General features: G+C 49.4%; 26 protein-coding genes. 21 read left to right on the forward strand and 5 right to left on the reverse strand.

The window, feature by feature from the left end:
- Positions 1-29: 29 nt before the first annotated feature.
- A complete protein-coding gene (gene flgE, locus AC4IFB_RS01390) occupies positions 30-1,304 on the forward strand; it encodes a flagellar hook protein FlgE (RefSeq protein ID WP_490774748.1) in 1,275 nt (424 codons plus the stop codon).
- Positions 1,305-1,993: 689 nt separating this feature from the next.
- Positions 1,994-2,947: an acetoin utilization protein AcuC gene (locus AC4IFB_RS01395; RefSeq protein WP_490779162.1), complete on the forward strand. Its 954-nt coding sequence runs from the start codon at positions 1,994-1,996 to the stop codon at positions 2,945-2,947.
- Positions 2,948-3,342: 395 nt separating this feature from the next.
- Here the strand turns inward: AC4IFB_RS01395 and AC4IFB_RS01400 are convergent, their stop codons facing one another.
- Positions 3,343-3,690 (reverse strand): DUF2956 domain-containing protein, encoded by a 348-nt coding sequence (locus AC4IFB_RS01400; protein ID WP_490779156.1) that lies wholly within the window; start codon positions 3,688-3,690, stop codon positions 3,343-3,345.
- 108 nt (positions 3,691-3,798) lie between these two features.
- Between AC4IFB_RS01400 and AC4IFB_RS01405 the strand changes: the two genes are divergently transcribed.
- The 7 genes from AC4IFB_RS01405 (at position 3,799) to flgL (ending at position 11,064) form a co-directional block, all read left to right on the forward strand.
- Entirely contained in the window at positions 3,799-4,539 is a 741-nt protein-coding gene (locus AC4IFB_RS01405; protein ID WP_490779157.1) for a flagellar basal body rod protein FlgF, read from the forward strand.
- A 64-nt stretch (positions 4,540-4,603) separates the two neighbouring features.
- Positions 4,604-5,389, forward strand: coding sequence for a flagellar basal-body rod protein FlgG (gene flgG, locus AC4IFB_RS01410; RefSeq protein ID WP_490774745.1), 786 nt, complete (start codon positions 4,604-4,606; stop codon positions 5,387-5,389).
- 15 nt (positions 5,390-5,404) lie between these two features.
- Complete coding sequence (gene flgH, locus AC4IFB_RS01415; RefSeq protein ID WP_490774744.1) at positions 5,405-6,115, forward strand: flagellar basal body L-ring protein FlgH; 711 nt, start codon at positions 5,405-5,407, stop codon at positions 6,113-6,115.
- A 10-nt stretch (positions 6,116-6,125) separates the two neighbouring features.
- A complete protein-coding gene (locus AC4IFB_RS01420) occupies positions 6,126-7,244 on the forward strand; it encodes a flagellar basal body P-ring protein FlgI (protein WP_490774743.1) in 1,119 nt (372 codons plus the stop codon).
- On the forward strand, positions 7,244-8,173 hold the full coding sequence (flgJ, locus tag AC4IFB_RS01425) for a flagellar assembly peptidoglycan hydrolase FlgJ (protein WP_490774742.1): 930 nt from the start codon (positions 7,244-7,246) through the stop codon (positions 8,171-8,173). The genes AC4IFB_RS01420 and flgJ overlap by 1 nt, the downstream gene beginning before the upstream one ends.
- A gap of 20 nt (positions 8,174-8,193) precedes the next feature.
- Complete coding sequence (gene flgK, locus AC4IFB_RS01430) at positions 8,194-10,155, forward strand: flagellar hook-associated protein FlgK (protein ID WP_490779158.1); 1,962 nt, start codon at positions 8,194-8,196, stop codon at positions 10,153-10,155.
- A 3-nt stretch (positions 10,156-10,158) separates the two neighbouring features.
- Complete coding sequence (flgL, locus tag AC4IFB_RS01435) at positions 10,159-11,064, forward strand: flagellar hook-associated protein FlgL (protein WP_490779159.1); 906 nt, start codon at positions 10,159-10,161, stop codon at positions 11,062-11,064.
- Here the strand turns inward: flgL and AC4IFB_RS01440 are convergent.
- Entirely contained in the window at positions 11,055-11,315 is a 261-nt protein-coding gene (locus tag AC4IFB_RS01440) for a hypothetical protein (protein WP_490774739.1), read from the reverse strand. The genes flgL and AC4IFB_RS01440 overlap by 10 nt on opposite strands.
- Positions 11,316-12,223: 908 nt before the next feature.
- Here AC4IFB_RS01440 and AC4IFB_RS01445 point away from each other — a divergent pair.
- The 5 genes from AC4IFB_RS01445 to AC4IFB_RS01465 all read left to right on the forward strand — a co-directional run bounded on the left by AC4IFB_RS01445 (position 12,224) and on the right by AC4IFB_RS01465 (position 15,672).
- Complete coding sequence (locus tag AC4IFB_RS01445) at positions 12,224-12,997, forward strand: flagellin N-terminal helical domain-containing protein (protein WP_490775710.1); 774 nt, start codon at positions 12,224-12,226, stop codon at positions 12,995-12,997.
- A 68-nt stretch (positions 12,998-13,065) separates the two neighbouring features.
- On the forward strand, positions 13,066-13,437 hold the full coding sequence (locus tag AC4IFB_RS01450; protein ID WP_490775711.1) for a flagellar protein FlaG: 372 nt from the start codon (positions 13,066-13,068) through the stop codon (positions 13,435-13,437).
- Positions 13,438-13,477: 40 nt separating this feature from the next.
- The gene (gene fliD, locus AC4IFB_RS01455; protein WP_490775712.1) at positions 13,478-14,833 is read left to right on the forward strand and encodes a flagellar filament capping protein FliD; all 1,356 of its coding nucleotides are present in this window, start codon (positions 13,478-13,480) and stop codon (positions 14,831-14,833) included.
- A gap of 51 nt (positions 14,834-14,884) precedes the next feature.
- Positions 14,885-15,310: a flagellar export chaperone FliS gene (gene fliS, locus AC4IFB_RS01460; RefSeq protein WP_490775713.1), complete on the forward strand. Its 426-nt coding sequence runs from the start codon at positions 14,885-14,887 to the stop codon at positions 15,308-15,310.
- A gap of 41 nt (positions 15,311-15,351) precedes the next feature.
- Positions 15,352-15,672 (forward strand): flagellar protein FliT, encoded by a 321-nt coding sequence (locus AC4IFB_RS01465; protein ID WP_490775714.1) that lies wholly within the window; start codon positions 15,352-15,354, stop codon positions 15,670-15,672.
- Between the two features lie 119 nt (positions 15,673-15,791).
- Here the strand turns inward: AC4IFB_RS01465 and AC4IFB_RS01470 are convergent, their stop codons facing one another.
- Entirely contained in the window at positions 15,792-16,610 is an 819-nt protein-coding gene (locus tag AC4IFB_RS01470; protein WP_490775715.1) for a cytochrome C assembly family protein, read from the reverse strand.
- 180 nt (positions 16,611-16,790) lie between these two features.
- On the opposite strand from AC4IFB_RS01470, the gene ffh reads away from it, so the two are divergent.
- The 5 genes from ffh (at position 16,791) to rplS (ending at position 20,325) form a co-directional block, all read left to right on the forward strand.
- Entirely contained in the window at positions 16,791-18,167 is a 1,377-nt protein-coding gene (gene ffh / locus AC4IFB_RS01475; RefSeq protein WP_490775716.1) for a signal recognition particle protein, read from the forward strand.
- Between the two features lie 233 nt (positions 18,168-18,400).
- Positions 18,401-18,655, forward strand: a complete 255-nt coding sequence (gene rpsP, locus AC4IFB_RS01480; RefSeq protein ID WP_490775717.1) for a 30S ribosomal protein S16 — start codon at positions 18,401-18,403, stop codon at positions 18,653-18,655.
- Positions 18,656-18,704: 49 nt separating this feature from the next.
- The gene (gene rimM / locus AC4IFB_RS01485; RefSeq protein ID WP_490779160.1) at positions 18,705-19,211 is read left to right on the forward strand and encodes a ribosome maturation factor RimM; all 507 of its coding nucleotides are present in this window, start codon (positions 18,705-18,707) and stop codon (positions 19,209-19,211) included.
- 4 nt (positions 19,212-19,215) lie between these two features.
- A complete protein-coding gene (gene trmD, locus AC4IFB_RS01490; protein ID WP_490775719.1) occupies positions 19,216-19,977 on the forward strand; it encodes a tRNA (guanosine(37)-N1)-methyltransferase TrmD in 762 nt (253 codons plus the stop codon).
- A gap of 3 nt (positions 19,978-19,980) precedes the next feature.
- Positions 19,981-20,325, forward strand: coding sequence for a 50S ribosomal protein L19 (gene rplS / locus AC4IFB_RS01495; protein ID WP_068988031.1), 345 nt, complete (start codon positions 19,981-19,983; stop codon positions 20,323-20,325).
- A 207-nt stretch (positions 20,326-20,532) separates the two neighbouring features.
- On the opposite strand, the gene AC4IFB_RS01500 is transcribed toward rplS, so the two are convergent.
- Positions 20,533-23,214 (reverse strand): bifunctional acetate--CoA ligase family protein/GNAT family N-acetyltransferase, encoded by a 2,682-nt coding sequence (locus tag AC4IFB_RS01500; RefSeq protein WP_490775720.1) that lies wholly within the window; start codon positions 23,212-23,214, stop codon positions 20,533-20,535.
- Between the two features lie 288 nt (positions 23,215-23,502).
- Between AC4IFB_RS01500 and AC4IFB_RS01505 the strand changes: the two genes are divergently transcribed.
- Positions 23,503-24,429 carry a histone deacetylase family protein gene (locus tag AC4IFB_RS01505; RefSeq protein WP_490775721.1) on the forward strand — a complete coding sequence of 309 codons (927 nt, stop codon included), beginning with the start codon at positions 23,503-23,505 and terminating at the stop codon, positions 24,427-24,429.
- 44 nt (positions 24,430-24,473) lie between these two features.
- On the opposite strand, the gene AC4IFB_RS01510 is transcribed toward AC4IFB_RS01505, so the two are convergent.
- Positions 24,474-25,448, reverse strand: coding sequence for an AraC family transcriptional regulator (locus AC4IFB_RS01510; RefSeq protein WP_490775722.1), 975 nt, complete (start codon positions 25,446-25,448; stop codon positions 24,474-24,476).
- A 189-nt stretch (positions 25,449-25,637) separates the two neighbouring features.
- Between AC4IFB_RS01510 and AC4IFB_RS01515 the strand changes: the two genes are divergently transcribed.
- The gene (locus tag AC4IFB_RS01515) at positions 25,638-26,486 is read left to right on the forward strand and encodes an NmrA family NAD(P)-binding protein (protein WP_490779161.1); all 849 of its coding nucleotides are present in this window, start codon (positions 25,638-25,640) and stop codon (positions 26,484-26,486) included.
- The last annotated feature ends 231 nt before the right edge of the window (positions 26,487-26,717 follow it).

Consider the following 26,717-nt stretch of genomic DNA (forward strand, 5'->3'; position numbering starts at 1 on the left):
CCATTCAGTGATTTGACAGGAGAAATAAGATGGCATTTCGTATTGCACTAAGTGGTCTGGATGCAGCTTCCACCGACTTGGAAGTAACCGGTCACAATGTGGCTAATGCAAGTACTGTTGGCTTTAAACAGTCCCGAGCAGAGTTTGCAGATATCTATGCTAACTCAATCAGTGATGTCAGCAGTTCTGTACCTGGTCGAGGTGTTCGGGTTACCCGGGTTGCACAACAGTTTTCTCAGGGTAGCACAGAGTTTACCTCAAATAATCTGGATATGGCGATCAACGGCGAAGGCTTCTATGTAATGGAAGATTCTGCCGGTGATCGAGCTTATACGAGAGCTGGTGCATTTACGGTAGATCGTGACGGTAATGTAGTTGATCATACTGGGTCAAGATTGCAGGTCTTCCCCCGCATTGGCACAACCGGTAGCTTGTATAATACTGGCTCAACAGTTGATTTGAATCTGCCTGTGGTCTCAGGTACACCGCAACCTACCACTAATATTGAAACGACCCTGAATTTAAGCGCATCAGAACAACCGCCTACTGCGGTTTTGGATCCTACTGCTGCAGGTTTTACTTTTCCACCAGATCCATTGAGTTACAACCACTCTACTGCTACCACAATTTATGATTCACTTGGTACGGCACACACAGCGACAATGTTTTACGTCAAAGTGGCAGATAATCAGTGGAACGCCTTCTCATTCGTTGACGGTAACAATGTGACCGTTGGTGGTAATGCGTTTGCTGATGTTCAGTTTACAACTACCGGTGCCTTGGCGACAGCAACAGGGGATGTTGATGCTTCTGGTAATATCACCATCGATGATTTTAACCCTGGTGGCGGTGCAGCAGACATCAGTGGCCTGACCTTTGACTACAGCTCTACATCCCAATTCGGTTCGGGGTTTTCAGTGAATGAACTATCCCAGGATGGTTATACCTCAGGTCGTCTGAGTGGTGTGGAGGTGGATGATAGCGGCGTCGTCTTTGCGCGTTTTACCAATGGCCAATCGGAACCACTGGGAAAGATTGCTTTGGCGCGGTTTACCAATAACCAGGGTCTTCGTCAGATTGGTGATACCAGCTGGTCTGAATCCTTTGCCTCGGGTGATGTTCAGATTGGTGAGCCTGGTACTGGTAGTTTCGGGTTAATCCAATCAGGTGCGCTGGAAAATTCAAATGTAGATCTGGCCAAGCAGCTGGTTAATCTGATAACTGCACAACGTAACTTTCAGGCGAATGCTCAGGTCATCACCACCGCTGATGCAGTGACTCAGACTGTAATCAATATAAGATAGTCTTCGATTAGTTAACAGGCCCTAAAACTCTCAGGGTGCGACCCAGCCGCACCTTCGAGAGAACCAATTAAAATTCTACTGACTTGATCAGGCTATTGAATACGCAGCAATAACATCTCCCTTTCAATTTTATCCGCTTCAAGTAGCGATTTATAACCACAAAATTATTCATAACTCGTATCACAGCTGTCCTATTACTTTAACTATTACGGTTGTAACTGATTCATTGCTGTTGGTTTCTATTGTTGATTGAGAGTAGAGACATGAAAAAGCATCATAAAGCAGAGGGGGACGGCTAGAAAAAAATTACAAGTCATCAGTATCTTAAATAGGTGGAGAGAGGGGCCGGGGGAGAATGAATACCCTATTTTCCCCAACAATCAGCAAGATAAATATGAACGATCAGTGCGGTTTTTTTTCAACCACATGTAACGCTTCGCGTACACCCTCTCCCCAACCCCTCTCCCGTAAAGGGAGAGGGGCTTTCAGAGTTGTTCTGAGAAGATTGAAAGTTAATGGGACCGCAGATGAACTCATATATGATTAGTTCAGAATCTGGCCTTATATTGGATGCAAGATATAGGCTAAGCCTAACATCCTTTTTGTGTGTCGATCACTCTTGCTGATACTCAGTTTCTACACCACACTATCATTAACTATTTTCCTGATAAGAGTGTGAATTGGAACTCATGGTCGAAAAACCGGTAACCCTCTATTTCGGCGACTCACTCGGTCGATATGGTTTTGGTGATGGGCACCCCTTTGGCCCGGATCGTATCCATGCGTTTTGGAAAGAGACAGTAAAACGGGGGCTGGATAAAGAGGTAACCATTGCTACCCCACAACAGTGCAGTGATAGACCGCTGCTGGCATTTCATACCGAGTCTTATATAGACCGGGTGAAAAAACAGTCAGTCACTGGCAGCGGTTATCTGGACCAGGGCGATACACCTGCCTTCGAAGGGGTTTACGAGGCGGCATGTACAGTGGTTGGTTCAGTGTTGGAAGGTATACAAGGAATGCTATCCGGTGAGCATCCCAAGGTATTTGTCCCCATTGCAGGTCTGCACCATGCCAGACGGGACGAAGCTGCCGGATTCTGCGTCTTCAATGATGCCGGTGTATTGATTGAGAATCTTAGATTGAACCAGGGAATCAAGCGAATAGCCTATGTCGATATCGACGCCCATCATGGTGATGGCGTCTTCTATGCCTTTGAATCAGACCCGGATCTGATCTATGCCGATATCCATGAAGATGGTCGCTTTCTTTATCCAGGCACTGGTGCAGTTGAAGAGACGGGGAAGGGCAAGGCAAAAGGTAGCAAACTCAATATCCCGATGCCACCATTTGCCGATGACGACCTGTTCTACAAAGTCTGGCCTGCAGTTGAGGATTTTGTGCGTAAGGGTAGACCTGAGTTGATCATCCTCCAGGCAGGTGCAGACAGTATTGAGGGTGATCCCATCACCCATATGGCTTTTACACCAGCGGCTCATGCTTATGCTGCGAAAAGATTATGCGAAGTTGCCAACGAACTATGTGAAGGCCGTTTTATTGCATTGGGTGGGGGTGGCTATAACCGTACCAATCTTGCTTTGGCCTGGAATGATGTGATCAATGCGATGGTTCAAGCGGGGTAAATGGAACGGTCTGCCGAGTGGAAGCTGAAGCAACCGGCAGGCTGAAATCCTCTGATTGGTACAGTTTATACGTTACACCACACAAGCGATGTAGGGTGCGGCCCTGCCGCACCATGCCCAACTTGATCGAAACCAGTTGATGAGCAGCTAGGCAATAGTGCTGTTGACTATACTCAGAATGAATCTGTAGGGCGGTCGCAGGTTGATCTGCTATTCACCATAGTTGGAGGCGTTAATACTTTTAACGGTGGTGAGGTTGCATCTTTATAGCAGTGGTATGAAATTGTCTCTGTTTCATTCGGGATCCAGATTAATTAACCTTTTTTGGTGGGGCATGGCCCCACCCTACCTGTGGGTGATATTTTGGTCTGGTTGGTAACATGAGGGTAGCTTTGTTATTTCGAAAAAAGGGTGAGATAGATGCCAAAACCAATCCAGGAGAGTATCAGTAATATCCAAGGGAGCCAGTTGACCGGTTTCTGCTCTGTTATTGGTGTCACTGGCTGTTCTGATTGATTCTCTGGAGCCTGATTGCTTTTCTGCTCTTTTTTCTTTCGCTTATCCATCTCCCGCAGCTTGGCTTTGTGCTGCTTTTTATACTGATCAATACCTTTTTGTATGCCGCTGGCAATCAGCTTGGTCTGCTCCTTGGTTTGACCGGGACGCTGGGTGGCTCGGGCGATCTGCATGGCCTCGTTCTTGGTCTCTTCAGAGGGTTTCTGGTTATTTGTACTTTTAGCCATTGTTTTGCCGCTTAATCGATAATGTCTCCATTATCACTGATTGGTTCGCTTATTGCATTGTTACTGTCATAGACAAGTAAGTGACGATTTTAAGAGAGGAGCCAACCCATGGATCGCATGCTATACGTCGCCATGAGCGGAGCAAAAGAGACATTGATGGCCCAGGCGAGTAACTCCAATAACCTGGCCAATGTGAACACGCCAGGATTTATGGAAGATCTCAACCAATTCCGCAGTATGCCTGTGTTTGGCGCCGGTTATCCCACTCGGGTCTATGCCCTGGACGAGCGTCCGGACATCAATTTTGACAAGGGCAGTCTGCACTCAACGGGTAATCCGCTGGATGTGGCCGTTAATGGCAAGGGTTATTTCGCAGTTCAGGCAGCGGATGGCTCTGAGGCCTATAGCCGCCGGGGTGATCTGAAAGTCGATGCCAACGGCCTGGTCACCAACGGCCAGGGTTTGCCGGTGATCGGCAACAGTGGACCGCTTGCCTTGCCGCCTTTTGAGCGTCTGGAGATTGCGCCGGACGGTACTATCACCATTCTTCCCGAAGGCTCAACTCCCGAGGCATTGGCCATAGTTGATCGTATCAAGATGGTCAATCCTCCGGGGGATGCGCTTTATAAGGGTGAAGATGGTCTGCTGCATCTGCAAGAGGGTGGTGAGGCAGACGCTGATGCCGCGACACAGCTGGTCTCTGGGCACATTGAGAGCAGTAATGTGATCGTCGCAGATGCCCTGGTGAATATGATTGAGCTTTCGCGAAAATTCGAAATGCAGGTGAAGATGATGAAGACGGCGGAAGAGATGGATAACGCTTCTGCCAGTCTGATGAACATGAGTTGATGTTGGCAGGTAAATTGCAGCTTAACTATTGAATAGATGATTATATTGCTACGAGGAAGAGACTATGTACCCGGCACTCTGGATCGCTAAAACCGGATTGGATGCACAACAGACCAATATGTCTGTTATCTCCAACAACCTCGCTAACGTCAACACTACCGGCTTCAAACGTGACCGGGCTGTCTTCAACGATCTGATTTATCAGAACCTGAGACAGGTGGGTGCTCAATCATCCGAGAATACTGAGTTGCCATCCGGTCTGATGGTAGGTACCGGGGTACGAGTTGTCGCATCACAAAAAGAGCACAGTCAGGGCAACATCGTTCAGACCGGTAACTCTTTGGATGTGGCGATTCAAGGTAAAGGCTATTTTCAGGTGCTGCATCCGGACGGGAATGTGGTCTATAGCCGGGATGGTACATTCAGTCTGACAGCAGACGGAAATATCGTTACCCCCAACGGCTATGAGCTTCAGCCCGCAATGACTGTACCGAGCAATGCCACCAGTTTGACTGTTGGTTCAGATGGTGTGGTCTCGGCTCTGGTTTCCGGTAACAGCACACCGACCCAGATTGGACAGATCGAGTTGGGTTACTTTGTTAATCCCCAGGGACTTGAGCCTATTGGCGATAACCTCTTTCGAGAGACCAATGCCAGTGGTGGGGTTAACACTGCGATACCTGGTAGTGACAGTACCGGTACTTTGATTCAGGGGGCGTTAGAGAGCTCGAATGTGAATGTTGTGGAAGAGCTGGTGAATATGATCGAGACACAGCGGGCCTACGAGATGAACTCCAAGGCTATCTCCACCACTGACGAAATGCTCTCCTACGTCAATCAGCAACTTTAACGGGATACCAGGCTGATGGGCAGACTGCATAAAATATCTTGGCTGGTTCTACTGATGTTGGTTATGGTCGGTTGCCAGAACAGCAACCCGGTCAGAGATGCCGCTTATGCACCGATCCGACCTGTTGTACCGCCACAGGCACCCACCGGTAACGGGGCGATCTACCAGTCAGGCTATGAACAGGCCTGGTTCGAAGACAGGCGTGCTCGCCGGGTAGGGGATCTGCTTACCGTACAACTGGTTGAGAGCACTCAGGCAAACAAGTCCGCTTCAACAACAACCGCCAAAAGTTCCAGCACCAGTATGACCAATCCTGTGCTGTTTGGTCAGGCGATGCAGTTCAATGTTCCCGGTTTTATGCCTATTGCCAATAATAAGGATGTCAATCTGGGATTCGACCTCTCCGCAGCCAATGATTTCTCTGGTGACGGCAGCGCATCTCAAAGTAATGCTTTGAGTGGCAGTATCACCGTATCGGTTATCGAGGTGTTGCCTAACCGCAATCTCTATGTTCGTGGTGAAAAGCGTATCGGTATCAATCAGGGTACAGAGTATGTCAGGCTCTCCGGCATTGTTCGCCCAAGCGACATAACCCCAAGCAATACCGTTAACTCAACCCGTATTGCCGATCCGACAATCACCTATAAAGGCGAAGGCGCACTGGCTGACGCAAACTCCATGGGCTGGTTATCACGCTTCTTTAACAGTGTGCTCTCTCCCTTCTGAGGTATCTGAGATGAAAACGCTCTTGAAACAATCCCTGCTGGTTATAACCATCATGCTGATTACAGTTCAGCCGCTGTTGGCAGAGCGAATCAAGGATCTGGCCTCTATCCAGGGTGTGCGTAACAACCAGCTTATTGGTTATGGTCTGGTGGTAGGGCTGAATGGAACCGGTGATAAAGATACCGACTCTCCCTATACCATCAACAGCCTGAAGAATCTGCTTTCTCAATTGGGTGTGCAGATACCTGATGGGGTCAATATCAAGCCTAAAAACGTCGCAGCAGTAATTGTTCATGGTGATCTTCCCCCCTTTAGTAAGGTTGGACAGAAGCTTGATATTACCGTCTCTTCTCTGGGTAATGCGAAGAGTCTGCGTGGTGGCACTCTGTTAATGACACCATTGAAAGGTGCAGATGGAAACAACTATGCCTTGGCTCAGGGTAACCTGGTGGTGGGTGGATTGAGCGCAGAGGGACAGGACGGTTCAAAACTAACCGTAAACATACCCAGTGCCGGTCGTATTCCGAATGGTGCAACTGTCGAGCGGGAAGTGCCAAATGCCTTCAATAAGGCGCCGATGTTAACCCTGAATCTTAATGATGGTGATTTCACTACAGCAATGCGTGTTGCTGAGTCGATCAATCTGACCATCGGGCCAGGCACAGCAAAGGCGGTCGATTCAACTTCTATCCGCGTAAATGCGCCGCTCGATCCAGGTCAGAAAGTAACCTTTATCTCCATGCTCGAAGAGTTGGAAGTCAAACCTGGGGTTGCCTCCGCGAAGGTGATTATCAACTCCCGCACCGGTACGGTAGTCATCAATAATCAGGTTCGGGTCTATCCTGCTGCCGTCTCCCATGGCAACCTGGTGGTAAGCATCAGCGAAGATCCCGCAGTTTCTCAACCTGCGCCATTTTCTCGTGGCGGCAATACCGAAGTCGTTCCTCAAAGTCAGGTTACCATTACCGAAGAGGGCTCAAACCACATGTTTCTCTTCAATCCCGGTGCTTCTCTGGATGAGGTGGTTCGGGCTGTCAATCAGGTCGGAGCTGCACCGAGTGATCTGGTGGCAATTCTTGAAGCACTGAAAGAGGCGGGGGCACTGCGTGCTGAGTTGCTGGTGATCTGATGAACAGTGTTGCACCCTCCATGTATCACGATTTCTCCGGTCTGGCGGATCTGAAACGCCAGGCCAGGGATGATCAGGGTGCAAGTGCTGAAAAGGTTGCACGTCAGTTTGAATCCGTATTTGTTCAGATGATGGTCAAGCAGATGCGCCAGGCCAGTTTTGGTGGTGGTCTGCTCGACAGTCAGCAGACTAAATTTGCCCAGGATATGTATGACCAGCAGCTGGCAGTTCACCTCTCTGAGCAGCGGGGTCTGGGGATGCTCCCTATGTTGCGGAGTCAGCTGGGTGCGGCGCCTCAGGTGCAACAGCAGGAACTCTCAGGCTTGGAAAGCTACTGGCAAAATCCAGCCACTCTGGCCCGTCGTCATGGTACAAATGTAGCGCCAGTCAAACCATCTGAAGACGTTGAACAGACGACTCAAAAGATCGACTCCCCGGAAGATTTTGTTACCAGACTCTGGTCTTGCGCCGAACAGGCAGCAGAAGAGCTGGGTCTGCCCCCTGAGGCACTGCTGGCCCAGGCTGCCCTGGAGACAGGGTGGGGTGGTCATGTGATGCAGTCAGCGAATGGCAACAACAGCCATAACCTTTTTGGTATCAAGGCGGATCAACGCTGGGATGGTGATCAGGTACGAAAGGAGACATTGGAGTATCAAGAGGATATAGCAGTCCGCAGACGTGAGAACTTCCGCAGTTATAGCTCTTTCGATGAGAGCTTTCAGGACTATGTGGCCTTCCTTAAACAGAATCCCCGATACTCAGAGGCCTTGAGTAATACTCAGGACAGCGAATCCTATTTCAGGGCTCTGCAGGATGCCGGTTACGCTACCGATCCGGAATATGCGAACAAAATACTCCGGGTGATGCAGGGGCCTGAAATGCAGGCAGCACTCGACCATTTCAAGAGTTCGGCACAACAGCCGATATAGCGAATTAGGAGGCGACTAAGATGAGCTTACAATCCATCGGTGTCTCCGGGTTGGTCGCCACTCGGCTTGCCTTGGATACCACTGGCCATAATATTGCCAACGTTAATACTGATGGTTACAGCCGTCAGCGGATTGATTTTGCCACTCGGTTACCTTTTCAGAGCGCTGTGGGTTATATCGGCAGCGGTGTCCAGGCCACTGAAGTCCAACGTCAGTATGACTCTTTCATCGCTGGCCAGATGCGTGCCAGCGCCTCTGTGGCCTCTGAGTTGCAGGCCTATTTCAACGGCGCAAAACAGCTGGATGACATCGTCGCCAATGCAGATTCAGGTCTGCAGCCTGTGATCCAGAATTTTTTCGATGCCATGCAGGGTATGGCTGACGATCCTAGCTCTATCTCTGCACGCCAGCTGGTGTTGAGCGAGGCGGAGACAATGGCCGATCGCTTCCACTATTTCGATCAACAGTTCGAAAGTATGCGCAACCAGATGAATAACCAGATCGGATTCAATATTGGTGAGATCAATCGAATTGCCCAGGGTATTGCCGAGATCAACGAGGATATTAAGATCGCTTACGGCAGTACTCCCAACGATCTGATGGATAAGCGCGATCAGTTGGTCAACGAGCTTTCTGAGTTGGTCGATATTCAGGTATTGCAGCAGAGCGACGGCGCCTTCAACATCTTTATAGGGAAAGGGCAGCCACTGGTCATGGATACCGATGCAGCCACCTTAGGTACGCAGCCTTCCACCATGGATCCAAGCCATCTGGAGATTACATTCAACTATACCTTCGGCAGCCAGGTTGTGACTGACCAGATGAGTGGCGGTGAAATTGGTGGAATGCTCAGATTCCGCGACGAGATACTCGATCCCACCCATGACCGTGTAGGTCTGGTGGCATTAGGCATAGCCGATCAGATCAATGCTCAAAATCAACTGGGTCTAGACCTGCAAGGCATAGTTGGAAGCTCGATGTTTAACCTGGGGTCGGTTGATGTCTATCCCAGACCGGGAAATGGCAGCTCCATTACCGCCAGTTTCAACGACATCGGTAATCTCACCGGTGATACCTATGAAATCAGTTACGATGGCGCAGACTTCACGCTGCTTAATATGAACAGTGGTGCGACTCAGGTTCTGGCGGCGGGACTCAATACCGTTGATGGTGTCGATATCACCATTAATGCAGCTGGCGCGCTTGCTGGTGATACCTTCATTATTCAGCCAACCCGCAACGCCGCTTTGAGTTTCAACCTACTGTTTAATGATGTACAGCGTCTTGCGGCAGCTGGACCTGTACGGGTTGCACCAGCTGTTGATGCAAATGGTAATCCGCTGAATACAGGCACAGCCAGTATGACCCAGCCGACCAACAGTTCGATGGCCGGATTGCCACTGGCTGGTGGCACCATCCAGCTGGTCTATGATGATCAGGGCGCAGCGACCAGTGGATATGAAGTCTACTATCCTGGTTCGGTTCCTGGTGTTGATCCGTTTGATGATTTCATTACCTATGACAACCTGAATGCAGCGACGGTAGCTGGTACTCAGGTGCCAGGCGCAACCTTCGCGACTCTGGGTGGTATCAGTTTCACTCTTGCCGGTGTGCCTGATGATGGTGACACTTTTATTATTGGCAACAACACCAATGGTATGAGCGACAACCGCAACGCTCTGAGACTGGAAAATATACAAAACCAGAATGTGCTGCTAGGCGGCACATCGACTATTGATGAATCCTATGTGCAGATGGTCTCCAATGTGGGCTCGAAAACCCGTCATGCGGAATTGAACCTATCAGCTCAGGAGAGCCTTCTTGAGCGCACTAAAGAGGCCATGGCCGAGGTCTCCGGGGTAAACCTGGATGAAGAGGCGGCCAAGCTGATTCAGTTCCAGCAGTCCTATCAGGCATCAGCACAGGTTATTTCAGTGGCCAGCACCCTGTTTGATACGCTGCTTAGCGCAGTCAGGAGATAAGGGATGGATAGAGTTTCAACATCAATGCTATTTGATCGGGGTGTCTCCAGTATGCTGGAGCGGCAGTCTGCACTAAGTCGTGCGCAGCTGCAGATCTCATCTGGCAAACGTATCCTGACCCCGCGTGATGATCCGCCAGCTGCTGCTCAGGCACTTAATCTCCGCACCGCCATCACCCAGGTGGAGCAGTATCAATCCAATTCTGACCGGGCTCGTGCCAGGCTGGATCTGCAGGAAGCGGCCCTGAGCGGCGTGGATGAAATTTTACCCAGAATACGTGAGTTGGCATTACAAGGTCAGAGTGACACCTACAACCTGGCGGCCAGGCAGGCGATTGCACAGGAGTTAAGGCAACTCAATGATGAGATGATGGCCCTGGCAAATACCAGGGACAGTGATGGTGAATATATATTTGCCGGATATAGTGCAGATTCGATTCCGTTCAGCAATCCAGCGGATGGTGTGTTTGCCTATTCAGGGGATATGGGTAGTCGTAGCTTACAGATTTCAGCAACCCGGCAGATTCAGGATCGTGAAAACGGTTACGATGTCTTCATGAATGTCACCACCAGTACCGGTACTCGACGGAACTTGTTTGAGACTGTGCATGGCATCATCGCCGGTCTGGAAGCGGATGCCCCCAATGGGGTATTTGTTGAAGACCTGACTGCCGCCCAGGAGCAGATTGTCTCAGTTCGTGCACGCGGTGGCGCGCGTCTGAACAGTATTGAAGATCAATCAAGAGTCAATGAAGATTTTATGTTCACCATGAAGAGCTCTCTGTCAGAGATAGAGGATATCGATCTGGCTGAAGCAATCAGTCGTTTCGAACAAGACCTTCTGGCACTGCAGGCGGCTCAACAGACCTTTAACAAAGTGCAGGGTCTGTCGCTCTTCAACTACCTCTGATTCTCTCGATTGTTTAAAAGAGATTGCACTGGTCTAGGGGGGGGCTGTATCAGAGGCAAGCCCTTGATGACAACCTCTACTGTCCCATTCAGCTCCTGTTTAGATCTACCCTGCCTGACCAGAACAGCAATATCATACAGTAGTGACAACAGGTAGCTGGCCAGTTCATCCGGTTCTGTCTGAGTCGATATTCGAGCCTGCTGCTCCGATTCGAAGAGTCTGGAGAGGGATTGCTGTGTCGCTGGCCCCATATCCTGTAGTGATGATGAAGCTGTTTCGAATGTGGACGGGCAGAGTGGTGCGGCAGGGCCAGCACCCTACAGATCACAATTCCATTAACCTGGCGACTTATATTCCCTCGTTGAATAAGAGGCACACTGTACAAGGATTGGTAGGGTGGGGCCATGCCCCACCAAAAGCCAGAACGGAGCGTAGGGTGCTGGCCCAGCCGCACCATTAAAAATGCCATCTCAGACGCTATCCATTCAAATATCATGTCATTAAAGCTTGCCCCCTCTCTTTATTGTCATCAGGCTACATACAGTTTCGCCCTCATGTGCAAGTCACTTTGCTGGTTCACATGCTCCATCGTGGGAACGAGGCCACTCACGCGATGCATGGAGTAACAAGCAGGCCAGCTGATCGGATTTGCCTGCGCTTCTCACTCGTGTCGAAACGACATAGCAAGAGGCATACTGTCGAGGTTGGTGGGCTGGGGTTAGGTCCCGTCACAATGGCTGAGTGGTAGAGCAAAGTAGGTGATTAGGGCTAATTTAGGATGAAAGTGGCGGTAACTTTGTACTATTTTCAACCTATATGGGGGGACATGGTGCCACTCTACAGGCCTGATTTTGCCAGTAGCCGGCAGATTTTGCCGGCTGATATCCAAGGAAGCTAAAGCATAGGATGTTATTTCCTTGCTTAATGTTTTGGCTATTATCAAAAAGTATAATAATTACAACTAGATAGGGTTGGTGTGTCTGAGCGCTGCCTAATTCGTAAAAGAGAACTCAGGTTAAAGGTTTTACCCTCAAGGCCGTTACAAATAGCGGAGGCGGTAAATACCAAAATTGAATGGTATATCCGCCAAATGCAAACGACCGATGATAGAGCGCTTAACCACAGACGCCATTATCGGTTTAGATAGAGGAATTAGATCATGGCAATCACAGTCAACACTAATGTATTCTCCCTTGCCGCTCAAAAGAATCTGGGAAGAACACAATCCACTCTTGAAACTTCCGTTCAACGTCTCTCATCCGGTCTTCGTATCAATATGGCGAAAGACGATGCCGCCGGCCTCGCTATCGCACAGTTGCAGAATGCTCAGGCACGTGGCTTAACCGTCGCTCAGCGTAACATCGCTGACGGTACATCCTTCCTGAACGTAGCCGATGCAACCCTGCAGAGTGTGAGTGACATGATTCAGCGTCAACGTGAACTCTCCGTGCAAAACGGCAGTGGTCTCTATACCGCTGCACAGCAGGCTTTGATGTCTGTTGAATTCGATGCTCTGACCGCTGAGATCACTGCATCACTGGGCCGTGCAACTTTTAACGGCTCAGCAGTCTTCGGCGGTGGCGGCACTATCGTTGTCGGCGCGAATACCACTGAGACCATCGACATCTCTGTTGCCGCATTGGCCGCACGTACCGCAACAATCTCTAATACTGCTACAGCGGACGCTGACCTGAACACAGTTGCTACAGCTTTAGCTAATATCGGTGGTCTGCAGAGTCGTCTTGAACAGGCCGGCCGAGTTGCCGCCAGTATGGAAGAGGCACAATATGCTGCCGCTGGACGTATCATGGACGCTGACTTTGCTCGTGAAACAGCAAAATTCACCAGCTCTCAGGTCATTCAGCAGGCAGGTGTTGCCGCCTTGGCACAGGCTAACTCGCTTCCACAGCTTGCATTGAGCCTGCTGCAGTAAGGTAGTTTCCAGGGGCGGGATCCGCCCCTGGGTGCTAAACTTGAAATAACTAGCTTAGGGTAATGAATATGCCAAACGTAATCGCAGATTTGGCCAATCAATACGCCTATAAACGTGAAGTTTCCAGTACTGAGAGCAAGGTCAGTGATACAAAATCGGCACCAAATCCAGAGCAGGCTCAACAATCTGTAAAAGAGCCACAATCGATTGATACTACCGAGTTAGTCAGCAAGGTTGAGAATTTAAACCAACTCGTAAATCGGAATTTGGAATTCAGTGTTGACGATGAAACCGGGCAACAGGTACTACGAGTCATCGACTCCGATACAGGAGAGGTGGTTCGACAGATACCACCGGACCAGATCTTGCATGTAATATCTCAGGTGCAAAAGGTAGAGGAAGGGATGCTTCAAGGTGTGTTATTGGATGACAGTGTTTAACTAGAGGTATTGCTCTCCTGCATAGAGGGGCAAGAACGACATGACAATAGGTTTTTCTGGCATAAGCACAGGGTCTGACTGGAATTCGATCATCAATCAATTGTTGGTTGTCGAGAGTCAGCCCCTGACTACGCTTCAATCTAGAGATCGGGATCTCGATGAGAAGATCAGTGATTTCGGTCTTGTCAAAAGTGCTATAGATACCTTCCGCACCACTGTGGAAGAGTTGACGAGTTCCAGTGGTTTTGCCGCCTTTACTTCCACCTCGACTGATGAGGCTGTGGTTACGGTATCGACAGATACTGCAGCAGTCCCGTCGAGCTATGACATTGTGGTCAGTCGGTTGGCGAGTCGTGACAAACTTGCTTCATCCGCTTATACAGATGCTCTCACCGCTGTCGGTACTGGTACCTTGTCTATAACAGTTGATGGCAACACCATGGATATCACCCTGGATGGAACCAACAACACCCTCACTGACTTGCGTAATGCCATCAACAGTGCAAATGACAATCCAGGTGTGACGGCGTCGATTCTTAATGAGGAGGGTGGCAGCCGATTGATCCTCACCAGTGAGGAGTCGGGTCTGGCCAATGCCATCACAGTTAGTGTAGCGGATGGCGATGATGGGAATAATACAGATGCCAATGGGTTATCAAGACTATTTCATATCGGGGTAGGTGGCGACGGATTGGCAGAGCAAGTGGATACGGCTGATGATGCGTTGCTGACCATTGATGGATTTACTATCGAGAGTGCTTCAAATAACGTCACGGGTGCCATCTCTGGGGTAACGCTCAATCTCGCAGCGGAAGGATCTTCCTCTATTAATATAGCTAGGGATAACACCCAGATAGAGGAGAAGATTGGCGGATTTGTGGATGCATACAATACGCTGCTGTCTCAGATTGACGATCTGGAAGAGGGGGCACTGGCGAACGACAGCACCCTGCGAAGGGTCCGTCAGGGCTTTGTCGATGTCATCAATCAGGTAGTGGATCTTAACGGTGCAAATGCCTATCTATTTGAGATCGGTATCACCAGGGACAGATATGGCACTCTTTCTGTTGATAGTGCTGAATTATCTACCGCCTTGGCCGATGACTTTAATAGAGTGACCCAAATACTCTCGGAAGAGACAACTGGCTATGCCAGCCGTTTCTTTGCTTATGCTGATCAGTTGAATGATGTCGGTGGTGTCCTTGATATCAAAGATGAGACCCTGAATAATCAGAAAACTGCACTTCAGACTCAGATTGATCGTCAGGAGTTACATTTAGAGACCTACGAGGCCATGTTGATCCAACAGTTTGCTTCTCTGGATCAGACTATGGCGGTATTAACCAGTACCAGTGATTATCTGACTAATCAGCTTTCGGCTTTAAATAAATCCTAACAATGACCTCAGTTGTAATTGTTGAACATAAATGAGCTGCCAAAAGGTAGAATGATGGTAAAAAATTCGGCTATTAACAGTTATCGTCAGGCCGCCTCCTCTGAGGCAATGTATGCAACACCGTTCCGGCTTGTACAGATGCTCATGAACGGCGCACTCGACGGAATGTCGAATGCCAGGGGGTCGATAATTCGGAAGGAGCACGAAGCTCGTAATAATGAGATCAACTGGGTTATTTCAGTTATTGATGCCTTGCGCGGTGCTTTGGATTTCGAACAGGGTGGAGAGATCGCCACCAATCTGGATATGCTCTACGACTATATGATAAGAAGGCTTTTTACGGCGAATGTAGAGCAGGATGTTGAGGCTCTGGATGAAGTGACTTCACTTTTAAAAGAGGTCAAGACCGCTTGGGATGCCATGCCGGAAGTGATTCAGAACTCACCCAGTATAAAAGACACTGTCAAGCAGCTGTAATCGATTGTTTATATCTCAAACGATACCATTGTGATCATATTGTGTCTAAGCTCCAGCAGAACCTTACCCAGGCACTTGAGTTAAGCCAACGGATTGTTGATCTGGCTCAGGAGTCGGCCTGGGCTGAAATGGAAGAGGTGGATCGTCAGCGTAAGCCTGTTCTGGAATCTCTCTTCAGAGATGCCGAATTCAAGATCAATCCAGATAACTATCAACTGCAGATGCAGAAGATTGTTGCACTCAATGAGCAGGCTTTAACCCTTTGTGCTGATGCCAAGGGAGAGCTAAAACAAAAAAGCCATACCCTTAAGTTAGGCAAAAATGCAATCTCCGCCTACCAAAAGAACTCATTTGATGAATGATCCAGTAGCCTGGTTATTAACTCCCCTGTGTTTTTATGATTGAGTCAATTGCCTTAGCTGTTGAGTATTGATCAGATACCGATACATGTCAGCTGACGGGCAATAGATCGAATCAGTGCTTATCCCAAAATTAATTCTATAACCACTTTAGTACCAAAGTAGGCCAGCATCAGCACAACAAAGCCGCTTAAGGTCCAGATCAGGGCTTTCTGCCCACGCCAGCCGAAGCGGTAGCGACCCCACAGTAGGGTTCCAAACACCAGCCAGGCGATGATGGAGAGTATTGTTTTGTGTGCCAGGTGCTGTTGAAACATGTTTTCAAGAAAAGCAAAACCGGAGAGCAGAGCCAGACTCAACAGCACAAAACCAACTGCGATCATTTCGAATAACAGACTCTCCATGGTCTGTAGCGGTGGCAGTGCGCGAATAAATCCCCCTGGATGGCGTCTACGCAAGTGGTGATCCTGTATCGCCAGTAACACCGCCTGTACACTGGCCAGGGTAAACAGACTGTAGGCCAGCATGGATACCAGAATATGGATGGTTAACCCGGAAGAGAGCTGGCCGCTGATAAAGTGCACGGTCTGATAGCGGTTTTCCAGATAGATCGCCAAAGCAGCAATCGGCATGATGACGATTCCAAGATTTTCCACCGGTTTGGTCAGGCTTGAGATCAGAAGTAACAGTGAGATAGTCCAGGCGATCAGTGAAAGGGCGTTGAAAATGCCCATATTTAAGCCAGCTGCAGCAACAAAGTTTTGATAGTGGGGGATCGCATGCAGCAGAACGCCCAGGAATCCCAGGCCCAGTGCGATTGCCCGGGGTAAACCAGAGGTTTCCCGGCTGTTGAACAGACGCAGGGCAATGACAGCTCCCGCAGCAAGATATGCGATGATGGCAAGTGTGGCGATCAAAGACAAAACATCCTTATAGAACAATAGGCTTATGCTCGGATATTCGCACATTTAACGGCTTCTGTGAAAGGGAGAATGCCATTTCCTGAGAGCACAAACGCTCTACTGGTATATAATCACCGATTCGACTCACTCAGACCTGAAATGATTAACCGGTCTGAACAGGTCCTAGAGCTGATAACTAAGTAACTGATTGAGAGATTCATGTTTGACAATCTTACCCAGAGACTGGGAAAAGTCCTCACCAATTTGAGAGGTCAGGCTCGCCTGACTGATGACAATATCAAGGATACGATGCGAGAGGTTCGCATGGCCCTGCTTGAGGCCGATGTTGCTCTGCCTGTGGTGCGTGACTTCGTTGAGCAGGTAAAACAGAAGGCCTCCGGTGAAGAGGTGATGAAAAGCCTGACTCCCGGACAGACCCTGATCAAAATCGTCAATGATGAGTTGGTTCAGGTTATGGGGGAAGCCAATGAGTCCCTGGATCTGAGCGCTCAGCCGCCGGCAGTGATCCTGATGGCAGGTCTGCAGGGCTCTGGTAAGACAACCAGTGTTGCGAAATTATCACGCTGGTTGCAACAGGAGGGTAAGAAAAAGATCAGTGTAGTCAGTTGTGACGTCTATCGTCCGGCTGCGATCGATCAGCTGGAGACCCTATCTAAAGAGGTCGATGCCCAGTTTATCCCCAGCAAGAGTGATGAAAAGCCGGTTGCGATCGCCAAGCGCGCACTGGATCGAGCAAAACGGGATTTTGCGGATGTTTTGATCGTGGATACGGCTGGTCGTCTGCATGTTGACGGCGAAATGATGGAGGAGATCAAGCAGCTCCATCAAACGCTTGGTCCAGTTGAGACCCTGTTCGTGGTCGATAGCATGACTGGTCAGGATGCAGCGAATACCGCCAAGGCGTTCAATGAAGCTCTGCCACTGACCGGTGTCATCCTGACCAAAGCGGATGGTGATGCCCGAGGCGGTGCGGCACTTTCGATACGCCAGATCACCGGCAAGCCGATCAAATTCATCGGTGTGGGTGAAAAGATCGATGCACTGGAACCCTTCCACCCGGATCGTATTGCCTCTCGCATACTCGGTATGGGAGATGTGCTGACGCTGGTGGAGGAGGTCAGCCGCAAAGTTGATCAGGACAAAGCTGCCAAGCTGGCGAAAAAACTGCAGAAGGGTAAAGGCTTCGATCTGGATGATTTCAGAGAGCAGATGCAGCAGATGTCGAAAATGGGTGGCATGAGTGGCTTGCTCGACAAAATGCCCGGCATGGGCCAAATTCCGGATCATGTTAAAAATCAAGTGGATGACAAACAGGTTGGTCGTCTGATCGCTATCATCAACTCGATGACCCCCCAGGAACGTGCGTTTCCGGCAGTCATCAAAGGTTCACGTAAAAGGCGTATTGCCACTGGTTCTGGAACCCAGGTTCAGGATGTGAATAAACTGCTGAAACAGTTCACACAGATGCAGAAGATGATGAAAAAGATGAAAGGCGGCGGAATGAAGAAGATGATGAGAGGGCTTGGAGGTAAATTTCCGGGCGGTGGTATGCCTGGCGGTGGTTTCCCCTTCTGAACTTATTTGAGATGCGACCCACTAGTATGACGCACCACACTAGCTCGTTTAATGGCTGACTGAGTGGTTAGACAGGCCCCATCCAGCAAAAAAACAGTAAATAAACCGATTTCAGGATGCAGAACCCTAAATTAATGCAAATTTAGCTCTTCACATTGGTTAAATCTTAGCTATAATACGCCGTTTCCCGCCGGCAGGTTCCGGTGTGTTAACGATTTTCTCAAGGATACATCATGGTAACCATACGCCTATCTCGAACCGGCGCTAAAAAGCGTCCGTTCTACCACATCGTGGTCACAGACAGCCGAAATGCCCGTGACGGCCGCTATATTGAGCGCCTGGGCTTTTTTAATCCCGTCGCCGTTGGCTCTGAAGAGGGTTTGCGGGTTGATCAGGATCGGATACAACACTGGATCTCCAAGGGTGCTCAGCCCAGCGATCGAGTTGCGACCCTGTTGAAACAGGCAGCGAAGCAGCAGGCTGCCTGATAGGATCTGCTGTTCTCGTCCTGAGTTATAAGCTCATAGGGCAGAGACGATGTCAGATAAAGATATGATCATAATGGGCCGGGTTTCTGGCCTGTTTGGTGTAAGGGGATGGGTAAAGATCTACTCCTTCACTTCACCGAAAGAGGGCATACTCGGCTATAAGGTCTGGTACCTTAAACGCCAGGGTGAGTGGCAAGAGTTCAAGGTTGCCGCAGGACATCCCCAAGGTAAAGGGATAGTCGCCCAGATCGAAGGTTATGACGATCGGGATCGTTCCGTTGAGCTGGTCGAAAGTGAGATCGCGATACGTAGAACGCAATTGCCTGCACTGCCTGCAGGTGAATATTACTGGACCGACCTCGTTGGTTTGCTTGTCTCTACCCTGGATGGGGTTGAGCTGGGCAGGGTCTCCCATCTGTTTGAGACAGGGGCAAACGATGTGTTGGTGGTCAAGGGTGATCGCGAAAGGCTGATTCCCTATACCGTTGGACAGGCGGTACAGGAAATAGATCTGCAAGCCGGACGGATGACAGTTGACTGGGACCCGGATTTTTAAAGCTATGCGCTTTGATGTGGTAACCCTGATGCCTGGTATGTTCGATGCCCTCAAGGGCGAGGGTGTGGTAGCCAGGGCGATCAATCGTGGCATTGCTCAGGTTGAACTCTGGAACCCCCGGGACTACACCACAGACGTACATCGGACTGTGGATGATCGTCCCTATGGCGGTGGGCCAGGCATGGTGATGAAGTATCAACCGATACAGCATGCCATCGAAGCTGCCCTGGCTGAATCGGGCGATGCCAATGTGGTCTATATGAGCCCACAGGGTAAGCGTTTCGATCAGCAGTGTGCCAAGCGACTGGTTGAGCATCGAAAGCCTCAACTTTTGATAGCTGGCCGCTACGAAGGGATAGATGAACGCATCATCGAGCGTTATGTCGATGAAGAGTGGTCCATTGGTGACTACGTACTGAGTGGCGGTGAATTGGCCGCTATGGTTGTTTTAGATGCGGTGATACGTCTTTTACCCAATGTCCTGGGTGATGCGGATTCCGCTGAACAAGACTCTTTCATGGATGGGTTATTGGATTGTCCCCACTATACCCGTCCTGAGGAGATTGATTCGATGCCGGTTCCGCCTGTTCTACAGAGCGGTAACCATGAAGCCATTCGTCGTTGGCGATTGCAACAGGCTTTGGGGCGTACCCAAATACGTCGTCCTGAGCTGTTGAAAGATCGCCAGTTAACGGCGGAAGAGAAAACTTTTTTAGCAGAAATTAGCGCAGCGTCGGGAGACGCAAAGCAAACAGAGGAGCAATAGACCATGAGCAATATCATCGCAGAACTCGACGCCGAGCAGATGAGTCGTGAAGTTCCCGATTTTGGCCCAGGTGATACCGTTGTTGTTCAGGTTAGGGTCAGAGAGGGTGAGCGTGAGCGTTTACAGGCATTTGAAGGTATCGTAATTGCCAAGCGCAATCGCGGCCTTAATTCAGCCTTTACCGTACGCAAGATTTCTCATGGCGAAGGTGTGGAACGTGTATTTCAAACCTACAGCCCGACTGTCGCTTCAGTCAAAGTGACTCGTCGCGGTGATGTTCGTCGTGCCAAACTCTACTACCTGCGCGGTCGTACCGGTAAAGCGGCTCGTATCAAAGAGAAAATCTAACACTTCGCACGATTGCGAATTTAGATTTCCGGCCTGTTATCAAGCAGGGTGGATATGAATATGAAAAACCCTGGCATATTGCCGGGGTTTTTCTTTTTAGGAGGGGTGGGTCAATAGGATCGGTATTTTTCCAGAGATGCGTATGTCGAGACACGACATACGCTGGTTTTTTTCCAATCTTTCATGAGTTGTTGGGAGCTTCTCCCACTACAACTCAACAATGACCTGTTTTATGCTGTTATCTTCTGGATAGGGTAAGACCTGGAAGTAGAGTGACCTCATCAGATCAAGCATCTTAAAGTTATTGCTCAATACCTCACCCTCCATCCTCACCAGTCCTCTGTCTCTGGCTATCTCCATTAGGTGATTCATCAATTTATGGCCAATGCCCTGGCCTTGCCACTTATCCGCAACGACCAAGGCAAACTCACAACTCCGTTTGTCCGGATTGATTACATATCGGGCGACACCCAGCTCGACTTCATGGTGCTCATCTTCTGTCACGGCAATAAGTGCCATCTCATTGTGATAATCGATCTGTGTGAAACGTGTGAGCATCTCCGGGGTCAACTCCTGGATCGAGCTCATGAAGCGGAAATATTTTGCCTCGTTTGAGAGTTGTCTCGTGAAGTTCTGCTCCAGATCGGCATCTTCAGGTCGAATCGGGCGTACAACAATATTGATGCCGTTAGGAAGTTGGCCGTGAGTCACAAGATTCACCGGATATGGGTGGATAGCCAGGTGATGGTAGGGGTCGGTGGATGGGCGGGGATAATCGACCCGGATACGGGCATCGACTGCGACTGCTCCCTGATCATCGAGAATCAATGGATTGATGTCCATCTCCTGAATCCAGGGTAACTCACACGCCATACTCGAAACACGAAGCAGCACATCAACCAGTGCCTCACGGTTGGCAGCGGGCATGTGCCTGAACTGATCCAACATCTTGGCGGCCTTGGTACGATCGATCAGATCACTGGCCAGGCGACGGTTCAATGGAGGAAGCGCAATGGCAGAGTCTCCCATTACTTCCACAGTGGTACCACCACTGCCAAAGCTGACTACGGGGCCAAATACTGGATCCCGCACGATGCCGATCAGTAACTCGCGACCATTCGGGCTTTGATACATCTGCTCTACGGTCACACCTTGAATGGTGGCGTCAGGGCGGGTCTCTTTGACCTGCTCGACCAAGTCCCGGTAGTTGGTGCGCACTGCCTGGGCATTATTGATATTCAAGCGGATGCCTCCAGCATCAGATTTGTGCGAGATATCTGGTGAGAATATTTTCATCGCTATCGGAAAGCCGATGGATTCAGCAAGAATCAGCGCTTCATTGGCAGATCTCGCTACACCATTGCGTACAGCATTGATACGGAAAGCGCCGAGGATTGCGAATGATTCAGGCTCAGATAGCACTTTACGCTGTTCTGATAATGCGCTCTCAATAATCAGACGGGCACCGTCTGCATCAGGTTGCACATGACGACGGGAACTCTTGGCTGGTGTCTGTAACAATAAGCGCTGATTCTTCTGATGGGATGATAGGTAATAGAAGGCATCAACTGCATTTTCAAGGGTACGAAATGAAGGCAGCCTGGCATTATTAAACAGTTTGCGTGCATTCTCGACCTGCTTGCCACCCATCCAACTGGTGAGGATAGGTTTTTTATGTTTGTCTGCCAGCTCGATAAGCTCCTGGGCAACCTCATCCGGTTTTGTCATTGCCTGTGGGGTGAGAATGACAATGGTGCCGTCGACGCCAGGGTCATTGAGGCAGATATCCACAGCAGCGCGATATCGTTCAGGTGGGGCTTCACCAATGATGTCCACTGGATTGCTGTGTGACCAGACATCCGGAAGGGCCTGATTCAGGGCTGTAATTGTCTCATCACTGAATTTAGCAAGTTCAATATTCAGATCCGAGGCTCGGTCAGCAGCCATAACACCTGGGCCACCACCGTTGGTAATGATCGCCAGCTTGTCACCATATACCTGGTAGCGGGAGGATAGGGCCTTCGCCGCTGAGAAGAGCTGCGAGATTGTCTCGACTCTTAAAACACCCGAACGGGAGAGGGCGGCAGAAAATGTTTCATCACTACCGACCAGTGCGCCGGTATGGGACATTGACGCTTCTGCCCCTGCTGCGTGACGCCCAACCTTGAGAACAATTACAGGCTTGATGCGCGCAGCTGCACGTAGACCACTCATAAAGCGACGGGCATTTTTAATCCCTTCTATATAGAGCAGGATACTGTCAGTCTTAGGATCGGAGACCAGATAATCGAGATAATCACCAAAATCCAAATCAGCTGAGATACCGGTGGAGATGACTGTCGAGAAACCGATATCGTTAACCTCTGCCCAGTCAAGAATAGCGGTACAGATTGCGCCTGATTGTGAGACCAGCGCCAGGTTGCCGGGCTTGGCGTTGTTGTTGCCGAAGGTGATGTTGATACCCTGGTCAGGCCGAATAAGACCAAGACAGTTTGGGCCGATGAAGCGAATACCGAACTCTTTGGCAACCTCGACCACACGCTCTTCTATTCGAAGTCCGGCTGGGCCCGATTCACGGAAACCGGCGGAGAGGATAATCATGGTTTTTACGCCGTGTAATCCACAGGCTTCAACTATGGCTGGGATGGTTTTTGCCGGTGTCGCAACGACAACCAATTCAACCGATTCATCGATCTCTTGAATCGATTTATAAGCCTTTATTCCCTGAATCTCCTCATGCTTTGGATTGATCGGGTAGATTGCGCCTTTGTATCCGGAGGAGATGAGGTTTCTAAAAACCACTTCACCAACCGAGTTTTCCCTTTCGCTGGCGCCGAACATAGCGACGCTTTTAGGTGAGAATAGAGGGGTTAAATAGTGTGATTGCATGAGTTCCAGCCTGTATGAACTTCTAGTGTGGTGTACTATTCATACGTTACACCACACTGGTGATAATAGTGAGAGAGAATATCCGCTTATACTCACGGAAGCACGGTGTGATAGTCTGAATGAAAACGTTTACATGGTGACGTCGATGAGCACTTAGTTTATCGGCATGTGTGGTTGGAAGTTTACATCTAAAAAATTACAAATTCTTTACCTAAGTAACCGTTTCTGAAGATTCATAATAAGTATTATGCTGCTTAATGAATGCAGCTGAAAATTGGGAGTTTTTTTGTGAGAACGGCCTATATTACCCACCCAGACTGCCTGGGGCATGATACTGGTGTGGGGCATCCTGAAAATGCATCAAGACTGCAAGCAATTGATGATCGTTTAATGGCAGCCCAGCTGTACGATTTTCTGCGCCACTACGATGCGCCTGAAGTATCCCGTGAGCAACTGTTACGTTGTCACGATGAAGCCTATTTGAATCAGGTTGAAAAATTGATGCCTGAGAGTGGTCATGCACACCTGGATCCGGACACAGTGGTCAGTCCACAAAGTTTAAAAGCTGCCAGGCGTGCTGCCGGGGCTGCGATAAAAGCAGTGGATCTTATTATGCAGGAGGGATTACGGAATGCATTTTGTGCCGTACGTCCCCCCGGCCATCATGCAGAGCGTATGAGAACAATGGGCTTCTGTGTCTACGGCAACGCTTCTGTTGGTGCTGCACATGCGATGGCGGAATATGGACTGGAACGTGTGGCGATTCTTGATTTCGACGTACATCATGGGAATGGCAGTGAAGATATTTTTCGCGACGATAAACGGGTGATTGTCTGTTCTACTTTTCAACATCCCTTTTATCCCTACACTGATATTGAGGAGAGTCCGGATCATATTATTTGCGCACCTTTGCAGGCAACTGCGAAAAGTGCGGATTTCAAAGAGGCAGTGACTGCTCACTGGCTTCCAGCTCTGAATCACTTCCAACCGCAAATGATCTTTGTCTCTGCCGGTTTTGATGCCCATATTGAGGATGAGATGTCAGGTGTAAGTCTGACCGAAGCCGACTATCGTTGGGTTACTGAGCAGATAGTGGATATTGCCGATAAGTATGCAGAGGGCAGGGTTGTTTCAGTCTTGGAAGGCGGCTATGAACCTCATGCGCTTGCACGAAGTGTGGAAGCGCATATTCGGGTGCTAATGGATTTGCACTGACTCAATGATTATTAACCCTGAAGACGACATACTTAGTCGCCGGGTTAATAGTAATTGGTCAGGTGATTTTTTTGTCGAACACTGCCGGGTGAAACACCGAATTCCCGTTTGAAGGCTCTGCAAAAAGCGGCTTCTGATCGATAACCACAGCGTTCAGCGAATCTCACAAGCGGTTCAGATGACTCGGCGAGCTGTGAGCGGGCGATCAGCATGCGCCAACGCGTCACATAGTGCATTGCTGTATAGCCAACAAGCTCTGTAAACCTTGCCGAGAAGCCGGAACGGGACATTCTTGCCTCTGTAGCCAAGGCAGCAAGGGTCCACTCTTGTTCAGGGTAACGATGAATGGCAGCAAGTGCTCTACCAATATGCTTGTCGCGAAGTGCGGATAGCCAGTTCTGGTCTGGTTCATCCAATGAGGAGAGCCAGGAACGGATTGCCTGGATAACGAGAACATCTGCCAGGCGGGTTATTACCGTCTCGCCACCAGGACGCAGCTCTCTGGCTTCACGGGTAATCAATTCAAGGGTGCTCTGTATCCAACTGCCTTCCTCCTCCTTCCAGGTATCAATCTGTAGTACCTGAGGAAGCAGGGTAACAATCTGTTGTCCAGCGACATGATCAAAACGAACCAGGCCGCAGGTTAATTGGGTGAGTTCACCATCGCCACCGTGACGCATAATTTCATAGCGTTCACTTACAGAGTCTACGGGAATATCAAATAGTGGTTGTGTCTCACCATTCAGCTGGCTGCGAACTGTGTGGCCTGAACCGTGAGGTACCAATGCCAGACTACCCTGTTTAAGCAGGTGGGGCTCCTCACCTGAGACCTCAAGCCAGCATTCACCTCTGGTCACAACATGAAACATCATGTGACCCTCAAATGGTGGTAACTCAATACCCCATGGCGCCTGAAGTTCAGAGCGGCAGTAGTAGGTTCCATTCAACTTGAGAAGATGCAGCGCTTCCCCGATCGGATCTGAAATGTCGGCAATGGTCGGTTTTGGTTGCGTGGTCATGATGTCTGTTTTCCATAGCCCCTGGAGTCAAACTGTTTGGTCGTCGGGATAATATCCACTGTTCTGGACGAACTGTATATAAATATAGATAAACTGTGATTGTTGGTCTTTTTTCTTTTGCCTAGGATTAATGCATAAATCAGAAACACTGATTTCTTATAGACGACAATCTTTAAAGGAAACCCTACTATGGCTAACAAACCGATACTCATTATTGGTCAGAGCGGCAAGACCGGACATCGTGTCAATCAGCGCTTATTGAAGATGGGGCTGAATACGCGAGCAGTTTCAAGATCAACAGATCTGCCTTTTGATTGGGAGGATCGTAAGAGCTGGCCTGCTGCGCTTAAAGGTGTAGGTTCTGTATATGTTACTTATCAGCCCGATTTGGCTATACCTCAAGCCGCATCAGATATTGAAGCATTTGTAACATTGGCCAGGCAATCAGGGTTGGAGCATATTGTGCTGCTTTCCGGACGAGGTGAAACAGGCGCTGAAAAAGCGGAAGAGATTGTGCGGTCGAGTGGTCTGGAGTGGAATATTGTTCGGGCAAGTTGGTTTTTTCAAAACTTCAGTGAGAGTTTTATGATCGAAGGTATTCTAGCAGGAGAGCTTGTGCTGCCTGCTGGCGATACGCTCGAGCCTTTTATTGATGCAGAAGATATTGCAGAAGTTGTTGTTACCACTTTGACTCAAAAGCAATATCGCAATCGGGTCTATGAACTTACAGGGCCGCGTGCGATGAGTTTTTCCGAATCCATGAAAGAGCTCTCAACTGTTCTGCAAAGAGAGGTGAAATATACCCAGGTTCCTGTTGATGCCTACATCAACGCACTCGAGGAAGAGGGCGTTTCAAAACAGATGCAATGGTTATTGCGAGAGCTTTTTACAGAAGTTCTTGATGGTCGAAACAGTCAGCTGCAGAGTGGTGTAGAAGAGGTACTGGGTAGGCAGGCGACAGACTTCAAGGTCTATCTTAAGAGAACGGTTGATTCAGGTTATTGGAGAGTGGATGAGCAGAAATTAGTCAACCTCTGACCATTAATCCAAGCCCCTCCAACTCTTTCTGTAAAGGATGCGGAATAAGTCGTAGGGTGGGACCATGCCCCACCATATTAAGCTGGAAAATAGTACAATGTAACCAATTTTCTTGTTCAAGATATAGAGTATTAATCTATATGGTAGCGAGTTATTTAACCCATTTTGGTGGGGCATGGCCCCACCCTACGATTTTTTCCTGTGAATCAAAAACAGTTTGCGTAGGGTGGG

The sequence above is a fragment of the Candidatus Thiodiazotropha sp. AKIB8 genome (assembly GCF_058244675.1).